Raw genomic sequence first — 26,652 nt, 5'->3', positions numbered from 1 at the left:
CTCCACCGTATCGCCATTGCCACTCCTGCCAATAACTAATCCAGGGAGTCACCCCATGCAGCGTCGTACGTTGTTGAAAGCCAGTCTCACCGCAGCCGCCGCCCTCAGCCTCCCGCTGAGCGTGCGTTCTGCATTCGCCGCCGAGCCTTTTACCTTTTACGGCCTCAAGTCCATGTCTGGCGCCTTTGCCAGTTATGGCAAATTTGCCGACATGGGTTCACGCCTCGCGGTGGAACAGCATCCCGAGTTGCTCGGCCGCCCGCTGGTCTACAAAGTGATCGACACCGAAGGCAACGCCGGCAAGGCCGTGCGTAAAGTCCAGGAAGCGATCCAGCAGGACGGCGCACGCTTTTTCCAGGGCTGTACCCTGTCGTCTTCGGCACTCGCGGTGGCCAAGGAAGTGAGCAAGGCCGGTGGCGTGTTCATGACCCCGGTGGGCGCCGATGAAGTCACCGGCAAGGACTGCAACAGCGCCACGTTCCGCTGGTCGGTGCCGACCTACGGCGCAATCCGCGAGACCCTCGTGCCGCTGATCAAGCTGCTGCCCGAAGCCAAGCGCTGGTACACCATCACCCCGCAATACGTGTTCGGCGAAGCCCTGCTCGAAGGCGCCAAATCGGTGCTGGCCGAGCATGGCCTGGAACACGCCGGCAACAGCTACCACTCGCTGCAGGAGCAGGAGTTCTCCGGCTACCTGACCAATGCCATCGCCGCCAAACCCGATGTGCTGGTACTGCTGAACTTCGGCAGCCAGTCGTCCAACACCCTGCGCCAGGCGGTGAACTTCGGTATCAAGGAGCGCATGAAAGTGCTGCTGGTGTGGTCCGCCGGCCTCGACCAGTTCCAGGAGCTGGGCAGTGACGTACTGGAAGGTGTGTACCTCGGCGCTCAGTACTGGCATCAGGTCGACACCCCGCTCAACCGTGACCTGGTGAAACTCACCAAGGCCAAATACGGCATCAACCCCACCTACCCGCTGGCCGCCGACTACATCAGCACCAAGGTCATGCTCGAAACCATCATCTCCACCGGCAGTTTCGACGGGCCGACCGTGGCCAAGGCCATGCAGGGCCTGAGCTACGAAGGCCCCACCGGCAAGGAGTCGATCCGCGCCGGCGACCATCAGGTGATCAAGGACTACTACCTGCTGGTGGGCAAGGCCGCAGGCGACATGGCCGACAAGGACGATCTGGCCAAGGTGCTCAGCTCCGGCCAGTCGTTCCCGCCGGTGGAAGCCACGGGCTGCGTGCTCGGCTAATCCGCTGAAAATCTACTGGTGACACAGCGCAGGGCCGCTCATGCGGCCGCCTGCCGAGGGTTCCTGCATGCTTAATCTTTACCTGTTCCAGATTCTCAACGGCCTGGGCCTTGGGATGATCTACTTCCTGATCGCGGTCGGCTTGACGATCATTTTCGGCCTGCTGAACTTCGTCAACTTCGCCCACGGTGCGTTCTTTTTGCTGGGCGCCTACATCTGCTACACCGCCGTCAGCCTCACCGGCAGCTTCTGGCTGGCACTGCTGATCGCGCCGCTGGTGGTGGCCGCGCTGGCCTGGGTAATCGAGCGATTATTGATCCAGCGGATTTATCACTTGCCGCACATGTTCCAGATTCTGGTGACCCTGGGGATTGCCCTGATCATCCAGGAAGCCAGCGTGATGATCTGGGGCCCGGTGGGCAAGAGCGTCGCCGTACCGGAATTGCTGCGCGGGGTGCTGGTGGTGGGCGATTTTGTCTACCCCTACTACCGCCTGTTCCTGATCGTGTTCTCCGGTCTCGTCGGCCTGGGCCTGTGGCTGTTGCTGGAACGCACGCGCTTCGGCGCCCTGGTGCGGGCCGGCAGTGAAAGCACGGAAACCGTGTCCCTGCTGGGCACCAACATTTTCCGCCTGTTCTCCATGACCTTCGCCCTCGGCGTGGCCCTCGCCGGCGTCGCCGGTGTGCTGTTCGCCCCGTTGCGCGGCGCCCAGCCCTTTGTCGGCCCGGAAATCCTCGGCGTGGCGTTCGTGGTGGTGGTGATTGGCGGCATGGGTTCCTTCAGCGGTGCACTGGTGGGCGGCCTGCTGGTCGGCGTGGTGCAAAGCCTGATGACCACACTCTGGCCCCAGGGCGCGAGCCTGATGATCTACGGTGCGATGGCCGTGGTGATCCTGGTGCGTCCTTACGGCCTGTTCGGGAGAGCCTGACATGAGCGAGAAAAATCCCCTGCCGTTCGCCAAGACCCAGTCGCGCTACATGCTGCTGTTGGTGCTCGCGGTGTTGATCGGCCTGCCGTTGATTCTGCCCTCGGCGACCCTGGCCACCGAGATCCTGATCTTTGCCATGGCCGCCCTCGCCTGCAACCTGCTGCTGGGTTACACCGGGCTGCTGTCGTTCGGCCAAGGCATCTTCTTCGGGGCCGGCGCCTACTGCGCGGCGCTGTTGATGATTCACCTACAACTGGGGCTGTTCAGCGCACTGCTGGGTGCCGCCGTCGCCGGTGGTTTCCTGGCTTTCCTGGTGGGCGCCCTGGCGATCCGCCGCACCGGCATTTACTTCGTGATGCTGACCCTGGCCTTCAGCCAGATGGCCTACTTCGTCGCCTACACCCTGAGCGACTGGACCGGCGGTGACAACGGCCTGCTCAGCGTGCCGCGCCCGGAAATCCGCGTCGGTGACACGGTGCTGTTGTCCCTCACCGATGCCCGTGCGTTCTACGGGTTTGTCGCGGTGCTGTTCCTGCTGATCTTCATCGGCGCCCGCCGGGTGATCGCCTCTCCATTCGGCAGCACGCTGATGGCGATTCGCGAAAACGAAACCCGCGCTTCGGCCATCGGCTATGACACCCGCCACTTCAAGATCCTAGTGTTCGTGTTGTCCGGCGCCGTCACCGGGATTGCCGGGGCGCTGTACGCGATGCTGCTGCACTTTGTGCCGCTGTCGAACATCGACCTGGCGATGTCCGAAAACATCCTGATCATGACCATCGTCGGCGGCACCGGCTCGCTGTTCGGCTCGTTGCTGGGCGCCGGTTCCATCGTGCTGCTGGGGGACTTCCTTTCCGATCTGTGGCCGCGCTGGCTGATGCTGCTGGGGGTGATCCTGATCCTGGTGGTGATCTTCATGCGCGGCGGTTTGTGGGGCGGCCTGTCGACCCTGTTCGACCGTGTGCGCGGCAGCCGCAAGGCCGACGTTGTGACCAAGGAGAAGCTGTCATGAGCATCCTGCTGGAAACCAAGAACCTGGAACTGGCCTACGGTGCGTTCCACGCGGTGAACGGCGTCAACCTCAAGGTCGAAGCCGGCACCATCCACACCATCATCGGTCCCAATGGCGCGGGCAAGACCAGCCTGTTCCACTGCCTGACCGGCGAACGCCAGGCCACCGCCGGGGCAATTCATTTCGACGGCAAGAACCTGATGCGCAAACCGGCCCACGGCCGCGTCGGCCTGGGCATGGCCCGCTCGTTCCAGCTCACCAGCCTGTTCCAGAACCTCAGCGTGCGCGAAAACCTGCGCCTGGCCGCCCAGGGTCGCGACGGCGCCCGCGCGCTGAACTTCTGGCGCCGGGTCGACAGCAAGCGCGAACACCTGGAAATGGCCGACCAGGTGCTGGAACGCCTGCAACTCACCGCCCGCGCCGACATCCTGGCCGGCGAGTTGTCCCACGGCCAGCAGCGGGTATTGGAAGTCGGCATGTCGATCTGCTCCAGACCCAAGCTGCTGATGCTCGACGAACCCACCTCGGGCATGGGCATCGACGACATCCCGATCATGACCCAACTGATCAGCGACCTCGGCCGCGACCATACCGTGCTGCTGATCGAGCACAACATGAGCATCGTCATGTCCATCAGCCAACGCATCACCGTGATGAGCCACGGCCAGATCCTGGTGGAAGGCACACCGGAATTCGTGCGCGCCGACGAGCGCGTGCGCACCGCCTATTTGGGAGAAGCCGCCTGATGCTGACCGTCGACAATATCCATTCCTACTACGACAAGAGCCACGTCCTTGAAGGCGTGTCCCTGACCGTCAACCCTGGCGAACTGGTGACCCTGCTGGGGCGCAACGGCGCCGGCAAGACCACCACCCTGCGCAGCATCCTCGGGATTATCTGCCCGCGCCAGGGCCAGATTCACTTCAACGGCCAGCCGCTGGTGGGGCAGAAAATCTTCGAAATCGCCCGCCAGGGCCTGGCGCTGGTGCCGGAGAACCGCGGGATTTTCCGCCTGCTCACGGTGGAGGAAAACCTGCGCATTGCCGTGCGCAAGACCAGCCGCTGGCAGATGGAAGACGTGTACGGCATGTTCCCGCGCCTCAGGGAGCGCCGTAAAAACGCCGGCCACGCGCTGTCCGGCGGTGAGCAACAGATGCTCGCCATCGCCCGCGCGCTGCTCAACGATCCCAAGCTGCTTATTCTCGATGAGCCCACCGAAGGACTCGCGCCGGTGATCGTCGACGAGCTGGTGAAGATCCTGCGCAAGGTCAAGGAAGACGGCCTGCCGGTGCTGCTGGTGGAACAGAACCTGATGGTCTGCGACAAGCTCGCCGACCGCCATTACGTCCTCGAACAGGGCCGCGTGGTGTACGAAGGCAGTGCCGAAGCCTTCCGCGCCGACCCGACGATCAAGAACCGTTACCTGGCCCTGAGTGCCTGACCGGAGACTGCTGATGAATAGTTTTGCGCAACCGCTCCAGAGCAACGCCCCGCTGATCAACCGCGAGCGCCTGTGGCAATCGCTGATGGACCTCGCCCGCCTCGGCGCCACACCCAAGGGCGGCGTATGCCGCCTGGCCCTCACCGACCTCGACCGCCAGGCCCGCGACCTGTTTGTGCAATGGTGCGAGGCGGCCGGCTGCAGCGTCAGCGTCGACGCCATCGGCAATATCTTTGCCCGCCGCGCCGGGCGTAATCCGGCACTGGCGCCGGTGATGACCGGCAGCCATATCGACACCCAGCCTACCGGCGGCAAGTTCGACGGTTGCTACGGCGTGATGGCTGGCCTGGAGGTGATCCGCACCCTCAATGACTTGAACATCGAGACCGAAGCGCCAATTGAAGTGGTGGTGTGGACCAACGAAGAAGGCTCGCGATTCCCGCCGTGCATGATGGGTTCCGGGGTGTTCGCCGGTAAGTTCGACCTGCAGGAAACCCTCGACAAGCAGGACGAGCAAGGGCTGTCGGTGGGCGCTGAATTGCAGCGCATCGGCTATGCCGGTTCCCGCGCCGTGCTGGGCCACCCGGTGGGCGCCTATTTCGAGGCGCATATCGAGCAGGGTCCGGTGCTGGAAGACCAGGCCACCACCATCGGCGTGGTCATGGGCTGCCTGGGCCAGAAGTGGTTCGACCTGACCCTCACCGGCGTCGAAGCCCACGCGGGCCCGACGCCAATGCACCTGCGCAAGGACGCACTGGTAGGCGCGGCGCAAGTGGTCAGCGCGGTGAATCGCATCGCCCACGAACAACAACCCCACGCCTGCGGCACCGTCGGTTGCCTGAGCCTGCATCCCGGCTCACGCAACGTGATTCCCGGCCAGGTGCACATGACCATCGACCTGCGCCACCTGCACGCCGACAAGCTGCAAGCGATGGTCGACGAAGTGCGCCAGGTGATCGAAGCCACCGCCGAGCAACACGGCTTGAGCTTTGAGCTGACACCCACTGCCGACTTCCCGCCGCTGGATTTCAACCCTGCCTGTGTCAACGCCGTGCGTGATGGCGCGAGCAGCCTGGGCCTGAGCCATATGGACATCGTCAGCGGCGCCGGGCATGACGCGATCTTCGTCGCCGAACTGGGCCCGGCCGGAATGATCTTTGTGCCGTGCGAAGGCGGCATCAGCCATAACGAAATCGAGAACGCCGCGCCGGATGACCTGGCGGCGGGCTGCGCGGTGTTGCTGCGGGCCATGGTCAACACGGCGCAAGGAGGTAAAGCGGCATGACGGATATCGCCAACCTGACCGCAGTTGAGCTGCTGGCCCGCTATCGGGATAAAAGCCTGTCGCCAGTGGAGGTCACCGAAGACGCATTGCTGCGGATCGAACGCTACAACCCGGCGGTCAACGCTTACTGCCACGTCGACCCGGAAGGCGCCTTGAAGGCGGCGCGGGATTCGGAACAGCGCTGGCTCAAGGGCCAGCCGTGCGGGGCCCTGGACGGTGTGCCCTCCTCCATCAAGGACCTGACGCAGACCATCGGCATGCCGACGCGCAAGGGTTCGCGTACCACATCCGCCGAGGGTCGATGGGATGTGGATGCGCCCTTCTCGGCCTTCATGCGCAAGGCCGGCGCGGTATTGCTGGGCAAGACCACCACACCGGAATTCGGCTGGAAAGGCGTCACCGATAACCCGCTGTATGGCATTACCCGCAACCCGTGGGACACGCGCATGACGGCGGGCGGTTCGTCCGGTGGTGCCGGTGCGGCGGCGGCCTTGAACCTCGGCGTGCTGCACCAGGGCAGCGATGCCGGCGGCTCGATCCGGATCCCCTGTGCCTTCACCGGCACCTTCGGCATCAAGCCGACCTTCGGTTATGTGCCGCAATGGCCGGCTAGTTCGATGACGATTCTGTCGCACCTGGGGCCGATGACCCGCACCGTGGAAGACTCGGTGCTGATGCTGCAAACCATCGCCCAGCCGGATGCGCGGGATGGTTTGATCGGCGCGCCCCGGACCACGCCATGGTTGCACGCCGGGGCTGATTTGAAGGGGCTGCGTATCGCCTATAGCCCGAACTTCGGTTATGTCGACGTGGACCCGCAAGTCGCCAGGGTGGTCGCCCAGGCGGTAGAAGGCCTGGTGCAGCTGGGTGCCCATGTTGAGCAGATTGATCCGGGGTTCAGTGATCCGCTGGAAGTGTTCAATACTTTATGGTTTGCCGGTGCAGCACGTCTGGCCGGGCCGTTGAGCGATGCGCAGCGGCAATTGATGGACCCGGGGTTGCTGCGCATTGCCCGACTGGGCGAGCAGATCAGCCTCAGCGATTACAGCGCCGCTCTGGAAGCACGGGCAGCGCTCGTGGCGCGCATGGCGGCATTCCATGAGCATTACGATGTGCTGGTTTCGCCGATGATGCCGATCACCGCGTTCGAGGCCGGGCACAATGTGCCGCCGGGTTCGGGACTAGGGGAATGGATGGAGTGGACGCCGTTTACCTATCCCTTCAACCTGACCCAGCAACCGGCGGCGTCGGTGCCGTGCGGGTTGGCGGCCAATGGGTTACCGGTGGGGCTGCATGTGGTGGGGGCGCGGTTTGCGGATGAGCAGGTGCTGAGAGTTTGCCAGGCGTATGCCAAGGCTTTTCCAACTGAGCACCTGCAAGCCCCCAAAACCCCAACTTGAAATGCAATCAAACTGTGGGAGCGGGCTTGCTCGCGAAGGCGGTGTGTCAGTCACCGGATATCTTGACTGACACACCGCCTTCGCGAGCAAGCCCGCTCCCACATTTTTGTCCGTATTCCAATCATCAGCCCCTACAATGCCTCCTATCATCCAAGGGGGTTTCATGGACATCGAACTGGCACGCACCTTCCTCGAAATCACCCGCTGCGGCAGCCTCGCCGCGGCGGCCGAGAAACTGCACGTCACCCAGACGGCAATCACCGCCCGGGTCAAAAACCTCGAAAGCCAGCTCAACAGTACCCTGTTCGTGCGCAACCGCGCCGGTGCCCGCCTTACCCCGGACGGCGAGGCGTTCGTGGTCTACGCCAACCAGCTTGTCCAGACCTGGGAAGCCGCACGCCGCGACCTGCCATTACCCGATGGCTACCGCAACGTGCTGCACATCGGTGGCGAAGTCAGCCTGTGCAACCCGCTGATGCTCGGCTGGGCCCAGGCCTTGCGGGAACACATTCCCGGCCATGCCCTGCGCACCGAGATTCGCGAAGGCGAGTACTTGTTGCGCCAGCTGGAACTGGGGGTGCTGGACGCCGCGCTGGTGTTCCAGCCGCAATACTGGCCGGGGTTGCAGGTGGAGCAGGTGCTGGAAGAAAAACTGATCCTGGTGCAACTGGCCGCCCGGCCCGAGCCCTACGTGTATATCGACTGGGGCCAGGGCTTTCGCCAGCAGCACGACGCCGCACTGCCGGACAAGGCCCGCGCAGCCCTGAGTTTCAATCTGGGGCCACTGGCGTTGCAGTACATCCTGGAAAACGGCGGTGCCGGGTATTTCCGCACGCGGGTCGTACAGAGCTACCTCGACAGCGGTGTGATGGAACGGGTGCCCAAGGCGCCGGAGTTCAGCTTCCCGACGTACCTGGTGTATTCCCGCGAGCGCGACTCGGCGGTTTTGCAGCAGGCACTGGCCTTGCTGCGGGCGGTGGTGGAGGCGGAAAAGGATTGGTCTCAGCGCTGGGATCCGGTGATTTGAAGCCGTGCCCATGGTAGCCTCAGGTTGTTTTCTCCTGGTTCCCCCCTGCCGATGAACAAGAAAAAGTCCGTCACCATCAGCGACATCGCCAAACGGGTCAACATGACCACCATCACGGTGTCCCGGGCGCTGAGCAAACCCGACCTGGTCAAGCCCGCCACCCTGGCGCGGATTCTCGAAGTGGCGCGGGAGCTGGACTATGTGCCCAACGCCTTTGCCCGCGGGCTCAAGCGCAGTGAAAGCCTGATCATCGGCGTGATCACCGCTTCGGTCGACAACCCCTTCTACAGCGAGATGATCAAGGCGATTTCCCGCGAGGCGAAAAAGCACGGCTACACCATCATGCTGGTGGACACCGACGAACTGGAAGAACTGGAAAGCAAGGCAGTCGACACGCTGCTGGGCTACCGCGTGGCGGGGATCATCCTGTCGCCGGTCTCCGACGAGCCCAGCTACCAGCCGGACTATCTGGAGCGCCTGGGTAACGGCAAGACGCCGGTGGTGCTGCTCGATCGCACGATCCACGACAGCCCCTTCAGCCGCGTGGTGCTGGACAACTATCACAGCGGCATCGAGGCGGCGCAGTACCTGGTGCGGCAAACCCCGAACCTCAAGCGCCTGCTGGTGCTGACCGGGCCCGAGCATTCGCGCATCACCATGGAACGCCTCAAGGGCCTGAAAGAAGTCCTTGCCGAGCACCCTCAGGTGCACGTTGAAGTGTGTGCCGGTGACTACACGCTGATGCCCTCCTACCTGCACACCCTCGACTACCTGGCCGAGCACTCGGCGCCGGACGCGATCATGGGCTTCAACCAGTTGATCACCCTCGGCGCGCTGCGTGCGCTGCGCATGCACAACATCCCCCACGACAGCCTGACCATCTGCGGCATCGACCGCCTGCCCTTCGCCGATATCTTCGGCGTGCCGATTGCCTGCGTGGCCCACGACGCGTCACTGGCCGGCAGCAGCGCGGTGCGGCTGCTGCTGGATCGTCTCGAAGACCCGCACAAACCGCGGGACAAGGTGGTGATCGCCGGCAAGCTGGAGAACGGCTAGCGGCTGGTGTAGCCGCCGTCGATCGGCAGGCTGACGCCGCTGATCATGCTGGCGGCATCGCTCAGCAGGAACAACACCGGCAGGGCCACTTCCGCCGTTTCGGCAAATCGCCCCAGGGGAATCGCCGCCAATGCCGGATCACGTTTGGCGGGCGCCGACCAGGCCATCTGTGCCATGGGCGTGAGGGTGACGGTGGGGTTGACGCTGTTGACGCGAATTCCAAAGCGGCCCCATTCGGCGCATTGCACGCGGGTGATGGCGTCCAGTGCGGCCTTTGAGGCGCAGTAGCCGAGGTGATCGTCCAGCGCTACGAGTGAGGCCTGGCTTGAGACGTTGACGATGCTGCCGGGGATCTTCGCTTCAATCATCGCCGCAGCGATACGGCTGGCGACCTGGGCCGCGGCGCGGGCGTTGACGTTCATCACCTGGTCGAAGGCTTCGGCGCTGATGGCCGCGGCGGGTTCCAGGCGGGAAATGCCGGCGCAGTTGACCAGTCCATGCATCGGCGGCAGGCCTTGCAGGGCCAGGTCCAGGGCGTCGCTGTTGGCGATGTCCAGGCACAGGGTTTCGCAACCGAGCTGGGCCAGGGCCTGAGCGTCGCGGCCCAGGGCAAACACCTGGGCGCCGCTGGCGATCAGTTGGAGGGCAATTTCCCGGCCGATGCCGCTGCTGGCGCCGGTGACGAGAATGCGCTGCTTGGTGAAGTCAAAAATAGCGTTCATGGTTCACGATCTCTAAAACGATGGAGATCCCATGTGGGAGCGGGCTTGCTCGCGAATGCGGTGGGTCAGGCAATAAATCCGGCACTGATACACCGTATTCGCGAGCAAGCCCGCTCCCACATTTGGATCAGTGTTCGCTTAATTCAATTGCAAGCTGTGCATCACCGGTTTCAAGGCCGGATACAGCTCCAGATAGCTGGCAAACGCCCGGTCATACACCCCGACATTCCCCGCCTCCGGCTCCGCCCGCAGCTCCAACTGCACCCAACCTTTCTCCATCTGCCGGTCATCCACCAACCCCACCGCATGGGCCGCCAACAACGCCGCGCCCAAGGCCGCCTCCACCTCTTGCACAATGGTGTAGACCGGGAAGTGGGTGATGTCCGCAATAATCTGCATCCACAAATCCGAATGGCTCGCCCCACCCACCACAATCAGCCGTGGATCAAGGGAATGCGCCCCACGGGTGCCCGCTTCGATATTGTGCCGCAGGGCAAAACTCACCCCTTCGAGCACCGCGCGGTACAGGTGGATCCGGCTGTGATACAGGTTCAGCCCGACAAAGCTGCCGCTGGCGCGGTCATCCCACACCGGGCTGCGTTCGCCCATGAGATACGGCAGGAACAACAGCCCTTCGCTGCCCGCCGGGATCTTCGCGGCGCTCTGCTCCAGCAGCCACAAACTGTCCTGGCCAGTCTCTTTCGCCTGCTGCTCCTCTGCCTGGCAGAACTGTTCGCGAAACCAGCTCACCGACGCCCCGGCGGTGATCGCACCACCGAAGATGTACAGGTCCTGATGGCCGTTATAGACGTGGGGCATGCTCACCAGGCCATGGCGCGCATCCACCTGCTGATTGAGATAACCCCAGCACATGCTGGTGCCGATCATCGCCACGTGATTGCCCGGCCGCGTCACTCCGGCCGCCAATGTGGCCATGGCCGCGTCCACCCCCCCGGCCAAAATCGGCGTGCCCGCCTGCAAGCCCAATCGCTGTGCCCATTCCTCGAGCAACCCGCCGACCACTTCACCGGAATACAGCAAGCGCTCCGGCATCATCGCCAACGGAATCCCAAGCGCCGCCAGCATCTCGGCCGACCAGCCGCGCCGGGCCACATCGTAGACGCCACCGATATTGCCGGCGCTGCTGTGGTCCACCGCCAACTCCCCGGTCAGGCACCAGTTGATGTAGCTGTTGGGCGGCAGCAGGTAGCGGGTGTTGGCCCACACCTGCGGCTGGTGCTGCTTGAGCCAGAGCATCTTGGTGAAACCGTAGTAGCTGTCCACCGAGTTGCCGGTGATCGTGAACAGCCGCTCCAGGTCCACATGCTCGCGCACCCACTCCACCTGCTCGCCCGCGCGCCGGTCCATCCAGATCAGGCATGGGTGCAGCGGCGTGATCTGCGCGTCCACGGCAATCCCCGAGCCGCCGTACAGGCTGCTGATGCACAGCGCCTTGACCTGCTCTTTCGCCACGCCGGCCTTCGCCATGCACTGGGCGACGCAGGCCTCCACCGCATCCAGCCAGACCTGCGGCCACTGCTCGGCCCAGCGTACTTTCGGGGTATCCACGCGATACCCCTGGCTGTGCTGGGCGATGATCAGGCCGTCCGCATCCACCAGCAGCGCCTTGGTGCTTTGCGTGCCGATGTCCACACCCATTACGTAGTTCATGTCAAAGCACCGGCTTCAGCAGCACCTTGATCGACTTGGTCGAGTTGGCCAGCTCAAACGCTTCGGCCCAGCTGTCCAGCCCGAAGTCATGGGTCACGATGCCCTTGGACGTCACCAGGCCACGCTCGAACAAGTCGATGGCCACCGGGTAGCAATACGGCCCCAGGTGCGCACCGCGTACGTCCAGCTCCTTGCGGTCGCCGATGATCGACCAGTCGGCGCTGGTCTCGGCGCCAAACACGCTGAACTCGACAAACCGCCCGAGCTTGCGAATCAGATCCAGGCCCTGGGTAACGCCCGCCGGTACGCCGGTGGTTTCGATGTACACGTCGCAGCCGTAGTTGTCGGTCAGGCTATTGATGATCTCCCGGGCGTTATCCCGGGACGGGTTGATCACCACGTCGGCACCGTACTGCTTCGCCAGTTCCAGGCGCTCGTCGACCATGTCGATCACCACCAGTTTCTTCGGCGTTTTTAGCGCTGCCACCTGCACCATGCACAGGCCCAGGGTGCCGGCACCAGCAATAACCAGCACGTCATCCAGCTGGATCTCACCGCGGTTGACGGTGTGAATCGCGCAGGACATCGGCTCGATCAGCGCCGAATCTTCCAGGGACACCGACTCCGGAATCTTGTGCACGATGGCAGTCTTGGGAATACGCATGTACTGGGCCATGCCACCCTCGGCGACTTCACGCTGGAAGCCGAAGATGTTGTGCACCTCGCACATCCAGTACTTGCCGGACTTGCAGAAGCGGCACTTGCCACATGGCACGATCTGCTCGGCGATCACCTTGTCGCCAACCTCCACCTCAAAGTGCTCCTCGGCGCCCTCGCCCGCTTCCACCACGTAGCCAAAGAACTCATGCCCCGGCACCACCGGCGCCTTGACCCACGGGTTGTCGCCGCCCCAGAACATCGCAGCGCCGGAGTGGCATTTGCAGTCACTGGCGCAGATGCCGCAGGCGGCGATGCGAATCACCAGTTCATTGACCCGCGCCTGGGGTTTGCTGATGCGTTCCAGGCGGTAGTCTTTCGGGCCGTGGCAGACGACGGCTTGCATTTGGTTGTGCTTTTCCATGATGTGCGGACCTTTCTTGAGCATGAGAGAACCCATCGCGGCCACCATGGCCGCGTGGAGATAACCGGTTTACTTGTGGCGCTGACGGCTGATAAAGATCGCCAGCAAAATGATCCCGCCCTTGATCACGCTCTGGACATAGGGCGAGACCCCGAGCATGTTCAAGCCGTTGTTCAACACCCCCAGCAGCATGGCGCCGAGCAAGGTGCCGACAATCACCCCGCGCCCGCCGGCAATCGAGGCGCCGCCCAGGACCACCGCGGCAATCGCGTCGAGTTCAAACGACACCCCGGCATTCGGCTGGCCGCTCATCAAGCGTGAGGTCAGCACCAGCCCGGCAATCGCGGCGGTCAAACCGCTGATGCCATACACCAGCAATTTGAAGCGCGCCGCCCGCACGCCGGACAGGCGCACCGCTTCCTCGTTGCCGCCGATCGCGTAGATATAGCGGCCGATGCGGGTGTGTTGCAGCAGCACATAGGCCGCCAGGTACGTCACCAACATGATCAGGATCGGCACCGAAATGCCGAACAGGCTTTCGCGGCCAAAGAAGCCGAACCACTCCGGCAAACCGGAAATCGGATAGCCGTCGGTGTACATCAGGCCGAACCCGCGGGCGATGCCCATGGTCGCCAGGGTGACGATGATCGGCGGCATGTGCAGGTAGGCGACGAACAGGCCATTGCCGATGCCGAACGCCACGCCGACCAGCATCCCGGCGCCAATCGCCAGGCCCGGCGGCAAGCCTGCGACCATCAAGCCGGCGGTCAAGGTGCCGGACAACGCCATCACCGGCCCCACCGACAAATCGATGCCGCCGGTGAGAATCACGCAGGTCATGCCCACCGCGATAATCGCGTTGATCGACACCTGGCGCGCGATGTTCGACAGGTTGTTGGCCGTCAGGAAGTTATCGCTGGCGAAGATCATCACCAACGTCACCACCAGCAGCCCGACAAAGGGATAGAACGCCGGTGAGCGAATCAGCCGCGCCAGGTTCAGGCGCAGCCGGCCAGGCCCCACGGCATTAATGGACGTATTCACTTGAGCCCCCTGTTGCATGGCGCATGACCTCTTGAGGATTGACGGCAGACGCTTCCAGTACCTTGACGATGGCGCCCTTGTGGAACACCGCGACGCGGTCGCACATGCCGATGACTTCCGGCAGTTCCGAGGAAATCATGATGATTGCGTAGCCCTGTTCGGTGAGGCTGCGCATCAGTGCGTAGATCTGTGCCTTGGCACCGACGTCGATGCCACGGGTGGGTTCGTCGAACACCAGCACGTCGCAGTGATGGTTGATCCAGCGGGCAATCACGACTTTCTGCTGGTTGCCGCCGCTGAGGTTGAACACCCGGCTCTCGCCGCTGGGGGCCTTGATCGACAGCTGGCGCATCAGCGCTTCAACGCTGGCGCATTCCTTGTCCTTGTCGATCAGGCCGCTGGCGTTCTGGTATTTGGGCAGGTTGTTGAGGGAGATGTTTTCGCGAATGCTGAAATCGGTGATCAGCCCTTCGGTCTTGCGGCTTTCCGGCAGCAGGCCGATGCCATGGGCCAAGGCCTGGGCCGGGTCGTCGAGGGTGATTTGTTCACCCCGCAGCCACACGTCTTTGCTCACCGACGGCAGCGCGCCCATCATGCCCAGCGCCAATTCGGTACGCCCGGAACCCACCAGGCCGGCAAAGCCGAGAATCTCGCCCTTGTGCAATTCAAAGTGGTTATGGGGGCCGTTGCGCACCAACTGGATGTCCTTGACCTCCAGCAGCAGCGGCCCGCGTGCGGCGGTGGGCTTGGGCGGAAAACTGCACTCCAGGCGCCGCCCGACCATCATTTCCACCAAGCGGTCGATATCGCTGTCGGCCACATCGGTGACGCCCACATTGCCGCCGTCGCGCAGCACGCTGATGCGGTCGCAGACCTGGAAAATCTCCTCCAGGTGGTGGGAGATAAAAATCACCGCCACACCCTGGCGCTTGAGTTCACGCATGATTTCGAACAGCAGCTCGGCTTCGCTCGGCGTGAGGGTGGCGGTGGGTTCGTCGAGCACCAGCAGCCGAGCGTCCAGGGCCAGGGCCTTGGCGATCTCGACGAATTGCTGCTCGGCCACGCTCAGGTGCCTGACCGCGCATTGCAGGTCAATACTGACACCGAGGCGCTTGAACAACGCCTCGCTGGCCTCGACCATTTCGCGCTTGCGCAACAGGCCAAAACGGTTGCTCAGCTCATGGCCGAGGAAAATATTTTCCACCGCCGTGAGGTAGGGAATCAGGCTGAATTCCTGGAACACAATGCCGATGCCGGCGGCAATCGCATCACGATACGTCGCGAACTGCCGAGCCTCACCGTCGATCAGGATCTGCCCTTCGTCCTGGTGCTCGACCCCGCCAAGGATCTTCATCAAGGTCGATTTGCCTGCACCGTTTTCCCCGAGCAAGGCATGAATCTCGCCGCGCTGCACTTCCAGGTTGATCGCCTTGAGGGCTTGCACCCCCGGGTAGCGCTTACAGATATTTTCCAGCTTCAGAAGACTGCTCATACCGCCGACCTCGCATTCAGATGGATGACCTGTGCCCCACGCCTGGCGTGGGGCCTGGGTGTTTTACCAACTGAAATCCTTGGCCTTGGCCTGGTCGATCAGGGTGATGTCCACCGGGATCGTGGCCGGCACTTGCGAGCCCCACTTCTTGGCCAGGGCGATGCCCAGGGCGAGGCGGATCTGGTCACGGGGGTATTGCGCGGAGGTGGCGATGAATTTGCTGCCGGGTTTCTGGATGGCCTTGATCGCTTCCGGCGCGCCGTCGACGCTCACCAGCTTGACATCCAGGCCACTGGCTTCGATGGCCGAGAGTGCGCCGAGGGAACCGTTGTCGTTGACGCTGAAAATGCCCTTGAGGGTGGGCTGGGCCTGCAGCATGTTTTCGGTGACGGTCAGCGCCTGGTCACGTTCCTGCTTGCCGTTCTGGATGCTCACGATCTTGATGTCCGGGTGCTTGGCCACGGCCTCCTTGCAACCGCGCACGCGCTCCAGGATCGGTACCACGGCGATGCCGTCGAGGATGGCGATATTGCCCTTGTCCCCGATGTTCTTGGCCAGGTATTCGCAGGCCTGGAAGCCGGCGTCGAAGTTCTTCGAGCCGACGAAGGAGTCCAGTGGGCCTTCGGCCTGGGCGTCGACGGCGACCACGACTACGCCGGCGGCGTGGGCGGATTTGACGGCTGATTGCACGCCGACGGAATCGGTGGGGTTGATCAGCAGGATGTCGATGCCTTTTTGCAGCATGTCTTCGACGTCGCTGACCTGTTTGGACACGTCGTGGCGGGCGTCGGTGATGATCAACTGCGCACCGATGGTCGCCCCGGCTTCCTGCAGGGCGCCTTTCATGGTGACGAAGTAAGGGTTGTTGATTTCCTGGAAGGACGCGCCGATGCGGATGGGGGCGGGTTTGGTGTCGGCCAGTGCCAGGCCAGCGGTGCCAAGATTGATGCTCAGAGCCAACAAACACAGGGTTTTCGGAAGCATTTTCATGGTGGGGATCTCTGTTTTGTTTTTATTTTTAGAGCAAATGTTATCGTTAACATTTTGTAAGAAGCTAGCAAAGAAATTGGGGGGTCGCAAGGGGTGTTTGATCGGTGGTGGCGGGTGTGGTGGACATATCTGTTGCTGCGGTAACGGCCGCTTATGGTTCCGCTCTTACAGCGGCTCACTTTTGAAAAGCGCAAAAGTAAGCAAAACGCTCTTGCCCCACCACTCGGCTCCTCGCTTAGGCTCGGAGTGCCCTCACTCCGGCTTTGGACCGTGGGCCGCCGCGACGGGGCGTCCCTGCCCCGTCGCGGCTAAACCGGCGTCCTGCCGGTTTACCCGCTCCGTACTGCCTGCGTTCGGCCAGCGTGGTTTAACGGGGCGCCTAAGATCAAGATCAAAAGCAGATCAAGAGCACAGCGGCCTCCCGGCCGGCTTGAGTGTTGAAGAGCAAAAGCCAAATCAAAATCTAAAGCGGGCACGGTCAAAAATGTGGGAGCGGGCTTGCTCGCGAAGGTCGTTAACGATGACGTGGGTATCCTGATTCAACGCGGCGGTCTCAGGTTTTTCGCGAGCAAGCCCGCTCCCACAGAAAAGCAGATTTGTTTTCGCTCTGGTCTTTGCTTTTGCTTTTAACACTCAAGCCGGCCGGTAGGCCGCTGTGCTCTTGCTTTTGATTTTGATCTGCGGGCCCCGTCAACCACGATGGCCGCAAGTAGGCACGGTGGAGCGGGTAAATCGGCAGGGATGCCGATTTAGCCGCGCCGGGCCATGGATGGCCCGTCGCGGCGACCCGCGCAAGCGTGCCGGAGTGCGGGCATGCCGAGCCTAGGCGAGGCACCGAGTGGTGGGGCAAAGACCTTTTGGTTACTTTTGGCTGGGCCGGCATTCCGGGCGTTTGCCAAAAGTGACCCGCTGTAAGAGCGGAACCCTAAGTGGCCGTTACCGCAGCAACGGATATGTACACCTTCAGGCCCGACTCCGCAGCCACTGCATAAACCCCTTCTTAACCGGCACCACAGGCGCCTCCTGCGTCAAACTCTGAGCCGCATGCAACCTGAAATCCAGCAGGCTTTTCATAGCCTCACTGATGTCATGCCGAGCATCCAGACAAGGCTTCAGATACTCCTTCTCAATCCTATACAACGTACAAAACGTCTTCGCCGAAAAGTCCGCAGGCACACCCTGCTCCGAAAGAATCCCGGCCTCACCAATCACCTCCCCAGGCCCCATCCGCCCCGCTTCAAACTTGTGCCCGGCCTTGGTCAACATCACCGAAATCACCCCGGACTCGATGATAAACAGGTGATCACTCACCTCCCCCGCCGGCAAAATCATCTCCCCGGGGCGAAAGGTCTGCAGCGTCATGTTCTGGCTGAATGTCTCCTTCTCCTCCTGCCTCAACGTCGAGAAAATAGACGAGCTCTCCAACAACGCCCGAGCCCGGGAAACCGTCACCGGCGCATTACTCTCGGCAGCCGACAACAAGCTCACCCCCGCCGCCTGCAAATGCCGAAACGCCAAATCATAAAGCTGATTGCGCACCTCACGCTTAAGCGCCATGGCCGGCACAAACCCGCTGATCTCATACTCCACGCCACCACTGGCCGACGTCTTGAACGCCACACTCGGCGCCGGCTTGGCCAACAACGGCCGACACCCCTGCATCGCCCGCTCCAGCGCATCCAGCACGGTTTGGGGCCGCGCATGGGGGCTGACTTGCAGGCTGACCGCCAAGCCAAACATATCTGCGGGACGTGAGAAGTTGATGATCTTGGCCTTGGCCGCCAACGAGTTGGGCACCACCGCCAGGCTGCCCTGGGAGGTTTGCAGTTGGGTGGCGCGCCAGTCGATGTCGATCACCCGGCCTTCGGTGCCGTCGATGGAGATCCAGTCATCCAGTTGGTAGGGTTTGGTGGTATTGAGCACGATGCCGGAAAACACGTCGCTCAAGGTGCTTTGCAACGCCAGGCCGACGATGATTGCCACCGCGCCGGAAGTGGCCAGCACGCCCTTGACCGGCAGGTCGAGCACGTAGGCCATGGCGGCGATGATCGCGATCAGGAAGATCACCGCGCCCACCAGATCCTGCAACAGCCGCCCGGTGTGGCCGACCCGCTGCATCATCACCGCGCCGAGCAATACCGTGAGGGTGCGCGCCGCAAACAGCCACCAGCCGATCTGGAACGCCGTTGCCGCCAAATGCAGCGCCACGTTGTCGCCGAACGGCGCGACCTGCATCGGGTTCATGCCTTCGTTGAACAGCACGGCGCTGAACACCGCAAAGATCACCAGCCGCGCCGCCAGCTTCCAATTGGCGAAATCGGCGGAGATCAGGCGCCATACGGCAATGTCGATCAGCACCAGCGCCAAGGCACAGAACATCGGGTGATCGGAGATAAATGAGGGCATTCAGGCGACTCCAGGGCGAATGCCATGAAGATCGCATGAAATGCCTTTGGAGGGTATAGCGCCCTAGCGCTGCATCTGCCCGAATTGCCCGGACTGATAGTCGGCAAACGCCTGGTGGATTTCCTGCTCGGTGTTCATCACGAACGGGCCGTGGCCGACGATGGGTTCGTCGATCGGCTCGCCGCTGAGCAACAGCACCATGGCGTCGTCGCTGGACTCGAGGCGCAGTTGCGTGCCATCGCGCTCGAACAGTGCCAACTGCCCTTCCCGCGCCACTTCAGTGCCGTTGATCCGCACCGTGCCGCGCAACACCACCAGCGCGGTGTTGCGCCCGGCGTGCAGGTCCAGCGTCACAGAGCGGCCGGCTTTGAGGCGCATGTCCCACACGTCGATCGGTGTGAAGGTGCGAGCCGGGCCTTTGACCCCGTCGAACTCGCCCGCGATCAAGCGCAGGCTGCCGGCGTGGTCGGCCAGGGGCAGCGTCGGAATATCGCCATCGAGGATGGTCTGGTAACCGGCATCGGTCATTTTGTCCCTGGCCGGCAGGTTGACCCACAACTGGACCATTTCCAGGGCGCCGCCGCTGCGGGCAAAGGCCTCGGAATGAAACTCCTCGTGGATGATGCCCTTTGCCGCAGTCATCCATTGCACATCGCCCGGGCCGATGGTGCCGCCGGCGCCGGTGGAATCGCGGTGCTCGACTTCGCCCTTGTAGACGATGGTCACGGTTTCAAAACCGCGATGAGGATGCTGGCCCACGCCACGACGTTGCTCGGTCGGGGTGAATGCCGCAGGACCGGCGTGATCCAGCAACAGGAACGGGCTGATCTGCTTGCCCATGGTGTCGTAGGAAAACAGCGTGCGAACCGGAAAGCCGTCGCCGACCCAATGGCCGCGTGGGCTGGTGTAGATGCCGATGATCTTTTTCATATGTGTCTCCAGTAATGGATACACCTTAAATCCGATACCAATTCCGCGCTAGACGGCAAAACCGGCCCTGATCGTCCCACCAGTGGAACAAAGACTCGGGGCTGGATTATTTTATATTTCGACCATAATATGGCGACAAATATTACAAGCGTAATTTTTAGCTCACCCCGCCCCACGGAGCCCGACATGAACCCTCTCCCCCTGCGTCTTCTCACCCCCCTGGCCCTGCTGGCGGTACTCAGTGGTTGCAACAACAAGGCCGACCCCGTCGCCGAAGCGCCCCTGCCCCGCCCGGTGCTGGCCGCCAAGGTCGAAGCCGCCGGCAGCCAGCAAAGCGCCTACACCGGCGTAGTGGCCGCGCGCACGGAAAGTGACCTGGGGTTTCGCGTCAGCGGCAAGGTGATCGAGCGCAAGGTTGATCCCGGCCAGCACGTCAACCGTGGCGACACCTTGCTGGTGCTGGATATCGGCGACTTCGAACTGGCCCTGCGTTCGGCCAAAAACCGCGTCAATGCGGCCCAGGCGCAACTGCGCCAACGCCGGGACGATGAATCCCGCTACCAACGCCTGGCCAATACCGGCGCCGTGTCGCGGCAGATTTTCGACCAGTCCGCCACCAACCTGCGGGTGGCCGAAGCCGAGCTAGCCTCCGCGCAATCCGACGCCAGCCAGATCGAAAACCGCCGCACCTACTCGGTGCTCAGGGCCGACAGCGACGGCATCATCACCGACGTGCGGGTGGACCGCGGCCAAGTGGTCGCCGAGGGGCAAGTGGTGGCGCGCCTGGCCCACGACGGCGCCCGGGAAGCCATCGTCAACCTGCCGGAAAACCAGCGTGACCAGGCTTCGCAAAAAGCCCTGGCGTTCCCCTTCGGCGCCCCTGAGCAGGCAGTGACCGCCACGTTGCGCGAGCTGTCTGCCAGCGCCGACCCGACCACCCGCACCTACCGGGCCCGCTATGTATTGCATGGCCCCGTCGACCGCTTCGCTCTCGGCTCGACCATCACCGTGCGCCTGCAAGGTAACGGCCAGGCGCAACAGACCCGCGTGCCCATCGGGGCGCTGCAGGATGCCGGCAAAGGCACCGGTGTGTGGGTGATTGGCGCCGATGACAAGGTCAGCTTCGCCCCGGTCAACGTCGCCAGCCTCGGCCAGGAGGACGCGTTGCTGGACAGTGGCGTGGACCCAGGCCAAGTAGTCGTCGCCCTCGGCGCGCACCTGCTGCACAGCGGTGACGCGGTACGCCTGTTGCCGGCCCAGGTATTGGCCCTCAACCGTCAGCAGGAACACTGATAATGCGCGGGATCAACCTCTCCGAACTGGCGGTCAAGCATCGCGCGGTCACGCTGTTCCTGATCATCGCGATCCTCGCCGCCGGGGTCTTTGCCTTTGGCAAACTGGGACGCGCCGAAGACCCTTCGTTCACCGTCAAGGTCATGACCATCACCGCCGCCTGGCCCGGCGCCACCGCGCAAGAGATGCAGGAGCAAGTGGCCGACCGCCTGGAAAAACGCCTGCAGGAGCTGGACTATTACGACCGCGTCGAAACCATCGCCCAACCGGGCTTCGTCTCGATGCGCATGACGTACCTGGAGTCCACCCGTCCCAGCGAGATCCAGGACCTGTTCTACCAGACCCGCAAAAAGCTCAGCGACGAAGCCGCGAAGTTGCCCAAGGGGGTGATCGGGCCGTTCTTCAACGATGAATACTCCGACGTGTACTTTTCCCTGTACGCGCTGGAGGCCGAACACCTGCCCCACCGGCAACTGGTGCAAATGGCCGAGGACATGCGCCAGGGCCTGCTCAATCTGCCGGGAGTGAAGAAGGTCAATATCCTCGGCGAACAGGCGCAGCGGATCTTCGTCGAGTTTTCCTATGAGCGCCTGGCCACCTTGGGCATCAAGCCCGAGCAGATCTTCGCCGCCCTCGCCGCCCAGAATGCCGTGGCGCCTTCAGGCTTTGTCGAGACCGCCGGGGCACGCGCCTATATCCGCATCGACGGGGCCTTCGACAGCCTGGCGCTGATCGAAAACGTCCCGCTGGAAGCCAACGGCAAGCTGCTGCGCATCGCCGATGTGGCCACCGTCAGCCGGGGTTATGAAGACCCGCCCAGCTACCGTATCCGTCATCAGGGCGACCCCTCGCTGATGCTCGGGGTGATCATGGAGAAGCACTGGAACGGCCTGGAACTGGACAAGGCTCTCAAGGCTCAGGAAGCGAAAATCCAGGCCGACCTGCCGCTGGGGGTCAACTTCGCCAAGGTCTCCGACCAGGCGAAAAACATCAGCCTGGCGGTCAACGAGTTCATGCTGAAGTTCTTCGTCGCCCTCGCGGTGGTAATGGTCATCAGCCTGCTGGCCCTGGGGTTCCGGGTCGGGCTGGTGGTGGCCGCTGCGGTGCCGCTGACCTTGTCGATCGTGTTTGTGATCATGCTGATGACCGGCCGCGAATTCGACCGGGTGACCCTGGGCGCGTTGATCATTTCCCTGGGCCTGCTGGTGGACGACGCGATCATTGCGATCGAAATGATGGTGGTCAAACTCGAAGAGGGTTTTGACCGGATCCACGCGGCCACCTTCGCCTGGAGTTCCACCGCCGCGCCGATGCTCACGGGCACGCTGGTGACGATTATCGGCTTCCTGCCGGTGGGTTTTGCCCGCTCGGGGGCCGGTGAGTATGCCGGGAATATTTTCTGGATCGTCGGTTTTGCGCTGATCGCCTCGTGGCTGGTGGCGGTGGTGTTCACCCCGTACCTGGGGGTCAAGCTGTTGCCGCACATCGAGCCGGTTGTCGGCGGCCACGATGCAATTTACGCCGGGCGCTATTACCAGAAACTGCGGCGCCTGGTGGACGCTTGCGTGCGCAGACGCTGGCTGGTCACCGGGTTGGTGGTGGCGGCCTTTGTGCTGTGTGGCCTGGGCATGGGCGTGGTGAAGAAGCAGTTCTTTCCCAACTCCGACCGTTCCGAGCTGATTCTGGAGGTGTACATGCCACCGGGCAGCGCCTTCAAAAGCACCGAGGCGGTAGCGGCGCAGGTGGAAAAGGCGTTGATGGAGGAGCCGCAAACCGTCATGGTCGACACCTATGTCGGCGGTGGTGCACCGCGGTTTTTCCTGTCGCTGAACCCTGAGCTGCCAGACCCCGCCTTCGCCAAGTTGATCGTGCAGACCGCCGACGCCCATGCCCGGGACAACCTGAAAAAACGCATGGCTGAACGCATCGCTGCCGGCGAGTTTCCATCGGCGCGGGTGCGCGTCACCCAGTTGGTGTTCGGCCCGCCGGTGCCCTTCCCGGTGGTGTTTCGCGTGTCCGGCCCCGACCTGAATGTGCTGCGCGGCCTGGCTGAAGACGTGCGCCAAGTGGTCGCGGCCAACACACTCACGCGGGACAGCTTCCTCGACTGGGGCGAGCGCGCCAGCAGTTACCGCCTGGTACTCGACCAGGACCGCCTGCGCCTGCTGGGCTTTACCCCCGACGGGGTGAAATCCCAGCTCAACGCGTTGCTCAGCGGCAACCCGATCACCGAAGTGCGCGAAGGCAATCGCACCGTTTCAGTGGTTGCCCGCTCCCAGGGCAGCCAGCGCGAAGACCTCGGCAACCTCGACAATATGACCCTGACCAACAGTGCCGGCGTCTCGGTGCCATTGGCCCAGGTCGGGCATTTCCAGGCGGTGATGGAAGAACCGATCCTCAAGCGCCGCAACCGCGCACTGACCGTGGAAGTGCGCGCCGACATCGTCGACGGCACCCAGCCGCCAGATGTGGAAATGGCGGTGTACAAGGACCTGCAACCCCTGATCGCCAAGCTGCCGGCCGGGTATCAGATCGTCATCGGCGGCCCGGTGGAAGAAAGCGCCAAGGCCAACGTGGCGCTGGCGGCACTGTTCCCGATCATGATCCTGCTGACGTTGACGGTGATCATGTTCCAGGTGCGTTCGTTCGGGGTGATGTTCATGGTGTTCGCCACCGCGCCGCTGGGGCTGATCGGAGCGGTGCCGACGTTGTTGCTGTTCAACCAGCCGTTCGGGTTCAACGCGATATTGGGGTTGATCGGGATTGGCGGGATTCTGATGCGCAATACGCTGATCTTTACCGACCAGATTCGGCAGAACCAGGACCAGGGCATGGTGATTCGCGAGGCGATCATCGAGGCCACGGTGCGCCGGGCACGCCCGGTGATCCTGACCGCGCTGGCGGCGGCGCTGGCGTTTATTCCGCTGACACTGTCGGTGTTCTGGTCGTCGCTGGCGTATGTGTTGATTGGCGGGGTGCTGGTCGGGACGGTGTTGACGTTGCTGTTCTTGCCGGCGCTGTGCAGTCTGGTGCTGGGGCGGGAGAAGACCCGGGAAGTGGTGCCTGCAACCTGATCCAACCAACACCACAAACCAATGTGGGAGCGGGCTTGCTCGCGAAAGCGGTGTACCAGATAAGCAGATGTCGACTGATAGACCGCATTCGCGAGCAAGCCCGCTCCCACACAAGCCCGCTCCCACATTTAGAGGTGTGGCGTTTTTAAGTCAGCGCTTGGAGAGCTCCATGATCATCCGGCTCAGCAGATAAATCCGCGGCGCCACGCTCTCCACCTCGGCATATTCCTCCGGCGTATGGATATTGCCCCCGACAATCCCGAACCCGTCCAGGGTCGGCGTACCCACGCCAGCCGACAAGCTCGCATCCGCCGCCCCGCCGCTGCCCTCAATGGTCAGCTTGCGCCCCAACTCGCCATAAATCCCCTGGGCAATCGCCACCAGCTTGTCCGACTCCGGCGTCTGCGGCATCGGCGGCAGGCCACGGTGCAAACTGGTGGTCACTTCAGTCTCGGGGATCAGCTTGTTGGCCGAGACCCGTGCCAGGTCTTTCTCGATCCGGTCAAACTCTTCCGGCAACGCCGCCCGTACATCCGCCTTGGCGGTGGCCTGGTCGGGGATCACGTTGACCCGGTCGCCGGAGTTGATCACGGTGAAGTTGATGGTGGTTTTCTTCTCGGCATCCCCCAGCTTGCCCAGTTGCAGAATCTGGTGCGCCGCTTCCATCGCCGCGTTGCGCCCCAATTCCGGGGCGACGCCGGCGTGGGCGGCCTTGCCCTTGACCTCGACCACGGCGGTGGCGCTGCCTTTGCGCCATACCACCAGGCCATCGGCCGGGCGACCTGGTTCCAGGTTGAGCGTCACGTCGTGGCCCTTGGCGGTGTTGCGGATCAGCTCGGACGCGCCGTCGGTGCCGGTTTCTTCGCTGGCGTCCAGCAGGAAGGTGATTTGTGCGTAGTCCTTGAAGCCCTGGTTTTTCAGGACTTTCAAGGCGTAGATGCCGGCGACGATGCCGCCCTTGTCATCCATTACGCCCGGGCCATAGGCGCGGCCGTCCTTGATGTGGAACGGCCGGGCAGCCGCCGAGCCTTCCTTGAACACCGTGTCCATGTGGGCCATCAGCAGGATCCTGGCCTTGCCGGTGCCCTTGAGGGTGGCGATGACATGGCTGTTATGAGCGGCGGCATCCGGCACCAGCTGGATGCTGAAACCCAGTTGCTTGAGCTCGTCGACGGCGATGTCACGCACTTGGGTCAGGCCGGGCTCGTAGCCGGAGCCCGAATCGATATTCACCAGGCGCTCCAGCAGTTTCAAGGCGTCGGCCTTGTACTGCTCGGAATCGGCCTGGATCTGTTTGTGGGGTTCGGCGCTGAAGGCCGGCATGGCGAAAGACAGCGCCAGGGTGGCCGCCAGCAAGGTACGCGGGAAGTTGAAGAGCATGAACCGATCCTTGTTTTTGTTGGAAGGTAGCGCTCCACCCTACCTGACAAACACCGATTTGTTGATCCTCAGATCGACCTCAACCAACTTCCCTGCACCGAACTGACCCGGTTGCGCCCGCTGCTCTTGGCCTCGTACAAGGCCTGGTCGGCATCGTTCAGCCAACTGGTGGCGTCGGCGTGTGCCGGCCGGTATGGCGCCAGGCCGATGCTCAGGCTGGCGCGCAAGGTCGGGTCCTGTGCGTAGGCCAGAGAGTTGAAGCGATCACGCAGGGCGTCCATCACCTCGGTGGCGCGGTTCAGGGGCATGCCCGGCAGGATCACGCAGAATTCGTCGCCACCGTAGCGCCCGGCCAGGTCAGTGGCCCGCAGGTTCTGGCGCAGCACTTTGCTCAATTGACGCAGCACGATATCGCCGGTGACATGGCCGTAGGTGTCGTTGATGGTCTTGAAGTGGTCGATGTCGATCAGCGCGATGGCGGCGCCCTGCTGGTCGCGGCGGCAGCGCTGGAACTCGATTTCCAGGTGGTCTTTCCAGGCGCCGTGGTTGAGCAGGCCCGACAGGCTGTCGGTGCGGCTCAGGGCCAGCAACTCGCGCTTGTGCCGGGCCAGGGTGATCGCTTGCCGGTAACAGATCCAGCCCAGCGCCAGGGGATACAGCATCAGGATCGGCAGGCAGGCGTAGAGCTGCACTTCACTGGTGAGGGCGGTCACCGCCGGAGTGAACACCAGCATCGAGGCGCCGATGCCCAGCGCCTGGGCCACCCAACCGGCGAGCATGAAGCGCGGGCCGCCGATGGCGACGTTGTTCATGGTCATCATCGACAAGGTGGTCACGCTGGGCAGCGGGTTGAACTGCATGGCGCCAACCCAGAACCCGCCGCAAAACGAGTCGAACAGCAGGTTGCGGTGTTCCGAGCGCAGGGAGTTTTTCGAGTGCCGCGACCATTGGTAGGCCACATGCGGCCAGATGAAGGCATTGGCGATCATCACTCCCCAGACCCAAGCGGATTTATCCAGCGGGTAGATGGCGGCGGCCACACAGACAAACCCGAGGGTCAATCCCAGGGTGCGCGACTTGTACAAGCGTGAAGCGAGCGAAAGTCCGTTTCCTCCTGCGGCTGGCATGTCTGGCTTGATCCTGGATGAATGCCCGAAGTCTA

At 63.0% G+C, this 26,652-nt stretch carries 21 protein-coding genes; 11 read left to right on the top strand and 10 right to left on the bottom strand.

Features of this window, described 5'->3' with window-relative positions; genetic code table 11:
* Positions 1 to 55: 55 nt before the first annotated feature.
* The 9 genes from C0058_RS12245 to C0058_RS12205 all read left to right on the top strand — a co-directional run bounded on the left by C0058_RS12245 (position 56) and on the right by C0058_RS12205 (position 9,407).
* Complete coding sequence (locus C0058_RS12245; RefSeq protein WP_102368685.1) at positions 56 to 1,258, top strand: ABC transporter substrate-binding protein; 1,203 nt, start codon at positions 56 to 58, stop codon at positions 1,256 to 1,258.
* 67 nt (positions 1,259 to 1,325) lie between these two features.
* Positions 1,326 to 2,186, top strand: a complete 861-nt coding sequence (locus tag C0058_RS12240; protein WP_003215751.1) for a branched-chain amino acid ABC transporter permease — start codon at positions 1,326 to 1,328, stop codon at positions 2,184 to 2,186.
* A 1-nt stretch (position 2,187) separates the two neighbouring features.
* Positions 2,188 to 3,198, top strand: coding sequence for a branched-chain amino acid ABC transporter permease (locus C0058_RS12235; RefSeq protein WP_102368684.1), 1,011 nt, complete (start codon positions 2,188 to 2,190; stop codon positions 3,196 to 3,198).
* The gene (locus C0058_RS12230; RefSeq protein ID WP_102368683.1) at positions 3,195 to 3,944 is read left to right on the top strand and encodes an ABC transporter ATP-binding protein; all 750 of its coding nucleotides are present in this window, start codon (positions 3,195 to 3,197) and stop codon (positions 3,942 to 3,944) included. The genes C0058_RS12235 and C0058_RS12230 overlap by 4 nt, the downstream gene beginning before the upstream one ends.
* Entirely contained in the window at positions 3,944 to 4,639 is a 696-nt protein-coding gene (locus C0058_RS12225) for an ABC transporter ATP-binding protein (RefSeq protein ID WP_003215757.1), read from the top strand. Before C0058_RS12230 ends, C0058_RS12225 begins: the two co-directional genes overlap by 1 nt.
* A 13-nt stretch (positions 4,640 to 4,652) precedes the next feature.
* Complete coding sequence (locus C0058_RS12220; protein WP_102368682.1) at positions 4,653 to 5,924, top strand: Zn-dependent hydrolase; 1,272 nt, start codon at positions 4,653 to 4,655, stop codon at positions 5,922 to 5,924.
* Positions 5,921 to 7,324: an amidase gene (locus tag C0058_RS12215; protein ID WP_102368681.1), complete on the top strand. Its 1,404-nt coding sequence runs from the start codon at positions 5,921 to 5,923 to the stop codon at positions 7,322 to 7,324. Before C0058_RS12220 ends, C0058_RS12215 begins: the two co-directional genes overlap by 4 nt.
* A 163-nt stretch (positions 7,325 to 7,487) precedes the next feature.
* Entirely contained in the window at positions 7,488 to 8,351 is an 864-nt protein-coding gene (locus C0058_RS12210; RefSeq protein WP_003215763.1) for a LysR family transcriptional regulator, read from the top strand.
* A gap of 51 nt (positions 8,352 to 8,402) precedes the next feature.
* Positions 8,403 to 9,407 (top strand): LacI family DNA-binding transcriptional regulator, encoded by a 1,005-nt coding sequence (locus tag C0058_RS12205; RefSeq protein ID WP_003215765.1) that lies wholly within the window; start codon positions 8,403 to 8,405, stop codon positions 9,405 to 9,407.
* Here C0058_RS12205 and C0058_RS12200 read toward each other — a convergent pair.
* The 8 genes from C0058_RS12200 to C0058_RS12165 all read right to left on the bottom strand — a co-directional run bounded on the left by C0058_RS12200 (position 9,404) and on the right by C0058_RS12165 (position 19,743).
* The gene (locus C0058_RS12200) at positions 9,404 to 10,129 is read right to left on the bottom strand and encodes an SDR family oxidoreductase (RefSeq protein ID WP_102368680.1); all 726 of its coding nucleotides are present in this window, start codon (positions 10,127 to 10,129) and stop codon (positions 9,404 to 9,406) included. The genes C0058_RS12205 and C0058_RS12200 overlap by 4 nt on opposite strands.
* A 138-nt stretch (positions 10,130 to 10,267) precedes the next feature.
* Positions 10,268 to 11,800 (bottom strand): FGGY-family carbohydrate kinase, encoded by a 1,533-nt coding sequence (locus C0058_RS12195; RefSeq protein WP_102368679.1) that lies wholly within the window; start codon positions 11,798 to 11,800, stop codon positions 10,268 to 10,270.
* 1 nt (position 11,801) lies between these two features.
* Positions 11,802 to 12,881 carry an alcohol dehydrogenase catalytic domain-containing protein gene (locus tag C0058_RS12190; RefSeq protein ID WP_102370245.1) on the bottom strand — a complete coding sequence of 360 codons (1,080 nt, stop codon included), beginning with the start codon at positions 12,879 to 12,881 and terminating at the stop codon, positions 11,802 to 11,804.
* A gap of 69 nt (positions 12,882 to 12,950) precedes the next feature.
* The gene (locus C0058_RS12185; protein WP_003215773.1) at positions 12,951 to 13,943 is read right to left on the bottom strand and encodes an ABC transporter permease; all 993 of its coding nucleotides are present in this window, start codon (positions 13,941 to 13,943) and stop codon (positions 12,951 to 12,953) included.
* On the bottom strand, positions 13,909 to 15,417 hold the full coding sequence (locus C0058_RS12180) for a sugar ABC transporter ATP-binding protein (RefSeq protein ID WP_008430598.1): 1,509 nt from the start codon (positions 15,415 to 15,417) through the stop codon (positions 13,909 to 13,911). The genes C0058_RS12185 and C0058_RS12180 overlap by 35 nt, the downstream gene beginning before the upstream one ends.
* Positions 15,418 to 15,480: 63 nt before the next feature.
* Positions 15,481 to 16,407 (bottom strand): substrate-binding domain-containing protein, encoded by a 927-nt coding sequence (locus C0058_RS12175; RefSeq protein WP_102368678.1) that lies wholly within the window; start codon positions 16,405 to 16,407, stop codon positions 15,481 to 15,483.
* A 963-nt stretch (positions 16,408 to 17,370) separates the two neighbouring features.
* The gene (locus tag C0058_RS12170; RefSeq protein ID WP_102368677.1) at positions 17,371 to 18,813 is read right to left on the bottom strand and encodes a mechanosensitive ion channel domain-containing protein; all 1,443 of its coding nucleotides are present in this window, start codon (positions 18,811 to 18,813) and stop codon (positions 17,371 to 17,373) included.
* Between the two features lie 63 nt (positions 18,814 to 18,876).
* Positions 18,877 to 19,743 (bottom strand): pirin family protein, encoded by an 867-nt coding sequence (locus C0058_RS12165; RefSeq protein ID WP_102368676.1) that lies wholly within the window; start codon positions 19,741 to 19,743, stop codon positions 18,877 to 18,879.
* Between the two features lie 186 nt (positions 19,744 to 19,929).
* Here C0058_RS12165 and C0058_RS12160 point away from each other — a divergent pair, with 186 nt between their 5' ends.
* Positions 19,930 to 21,036, top strand: a complete 1,107-nt coding sequence (locus C0058_RS12160) for an efflux RND transporter periplasmic adaptor subunit (protein ID WP_003210248.1) — start codon at positions 19,930 to 19,932, stop codon at positions 21,034 to 21,036.
* 2 nt (positions 21,037 to 21,038) lie between these two features.
* A complete protein-coding gene (locus C0058_RS12155; RefSeq protein WP_102368675.1) occupies positions 21,039 to 24,110 on the top strand; it encodes an efflux RND transporter permease subunit in 3,072 nt (1,023 codons plus the stop codon).
* 150 nt (positions 24,111 to 24,260) lie between these two features.
* Here C0058_RS12155 and C0058_RS12150 read toward each other — a convergent pair whose 3' ends face one another.
* Together C0058_RS12150 and C0058_RS12145 are read right to left on the bottom strand one after the other, a co-directional pair.
* Positions 24,261 to 25,490 carry a M20/M25/M40 family metallo-hydrolase gene (locus tag C0058_RS12150; protein ID WP_003210251.1) on the bottom strand — a complete coding sequence of 410 codons (1,230 nt, stop codon included), beginning with the start codon at positions 25,488 to 25,490 and terminating at the stop codon, positions 24,261 to 24,263.
* 68 nt (positions 25,491 to 25,558) lie between these two features.
* Positions 25,559 to 26,617: a diguanylate cyclase gene (locus C0058_RS12145; RefSeq protein WP_102368674.1), complete on the bottom strand. Its 1,059-nt coding sequence runs from the start codon at positions 26,615 to 26,617 to the stop codon at positions 25,559 to 25,561.
* Positions 26,618 to 26,652: the final 35 nt, after the last annotated feature.

Source organism: Pseudomonas sp. NC02 (assembly GCF_002874965.1).
In the GTDB taxonomy this organism is placed as follows: domain Bacteria; phylum Pseudomonadota; class Gammaproteobacteria; order Pseudomonadales; family Pseudomonadaceae; genus Aquipseudomonas.
Note: the sequence above shows the minus strand (reverse complement) of the source record. Positions and strands in the feature narration are given on the sequence as shown.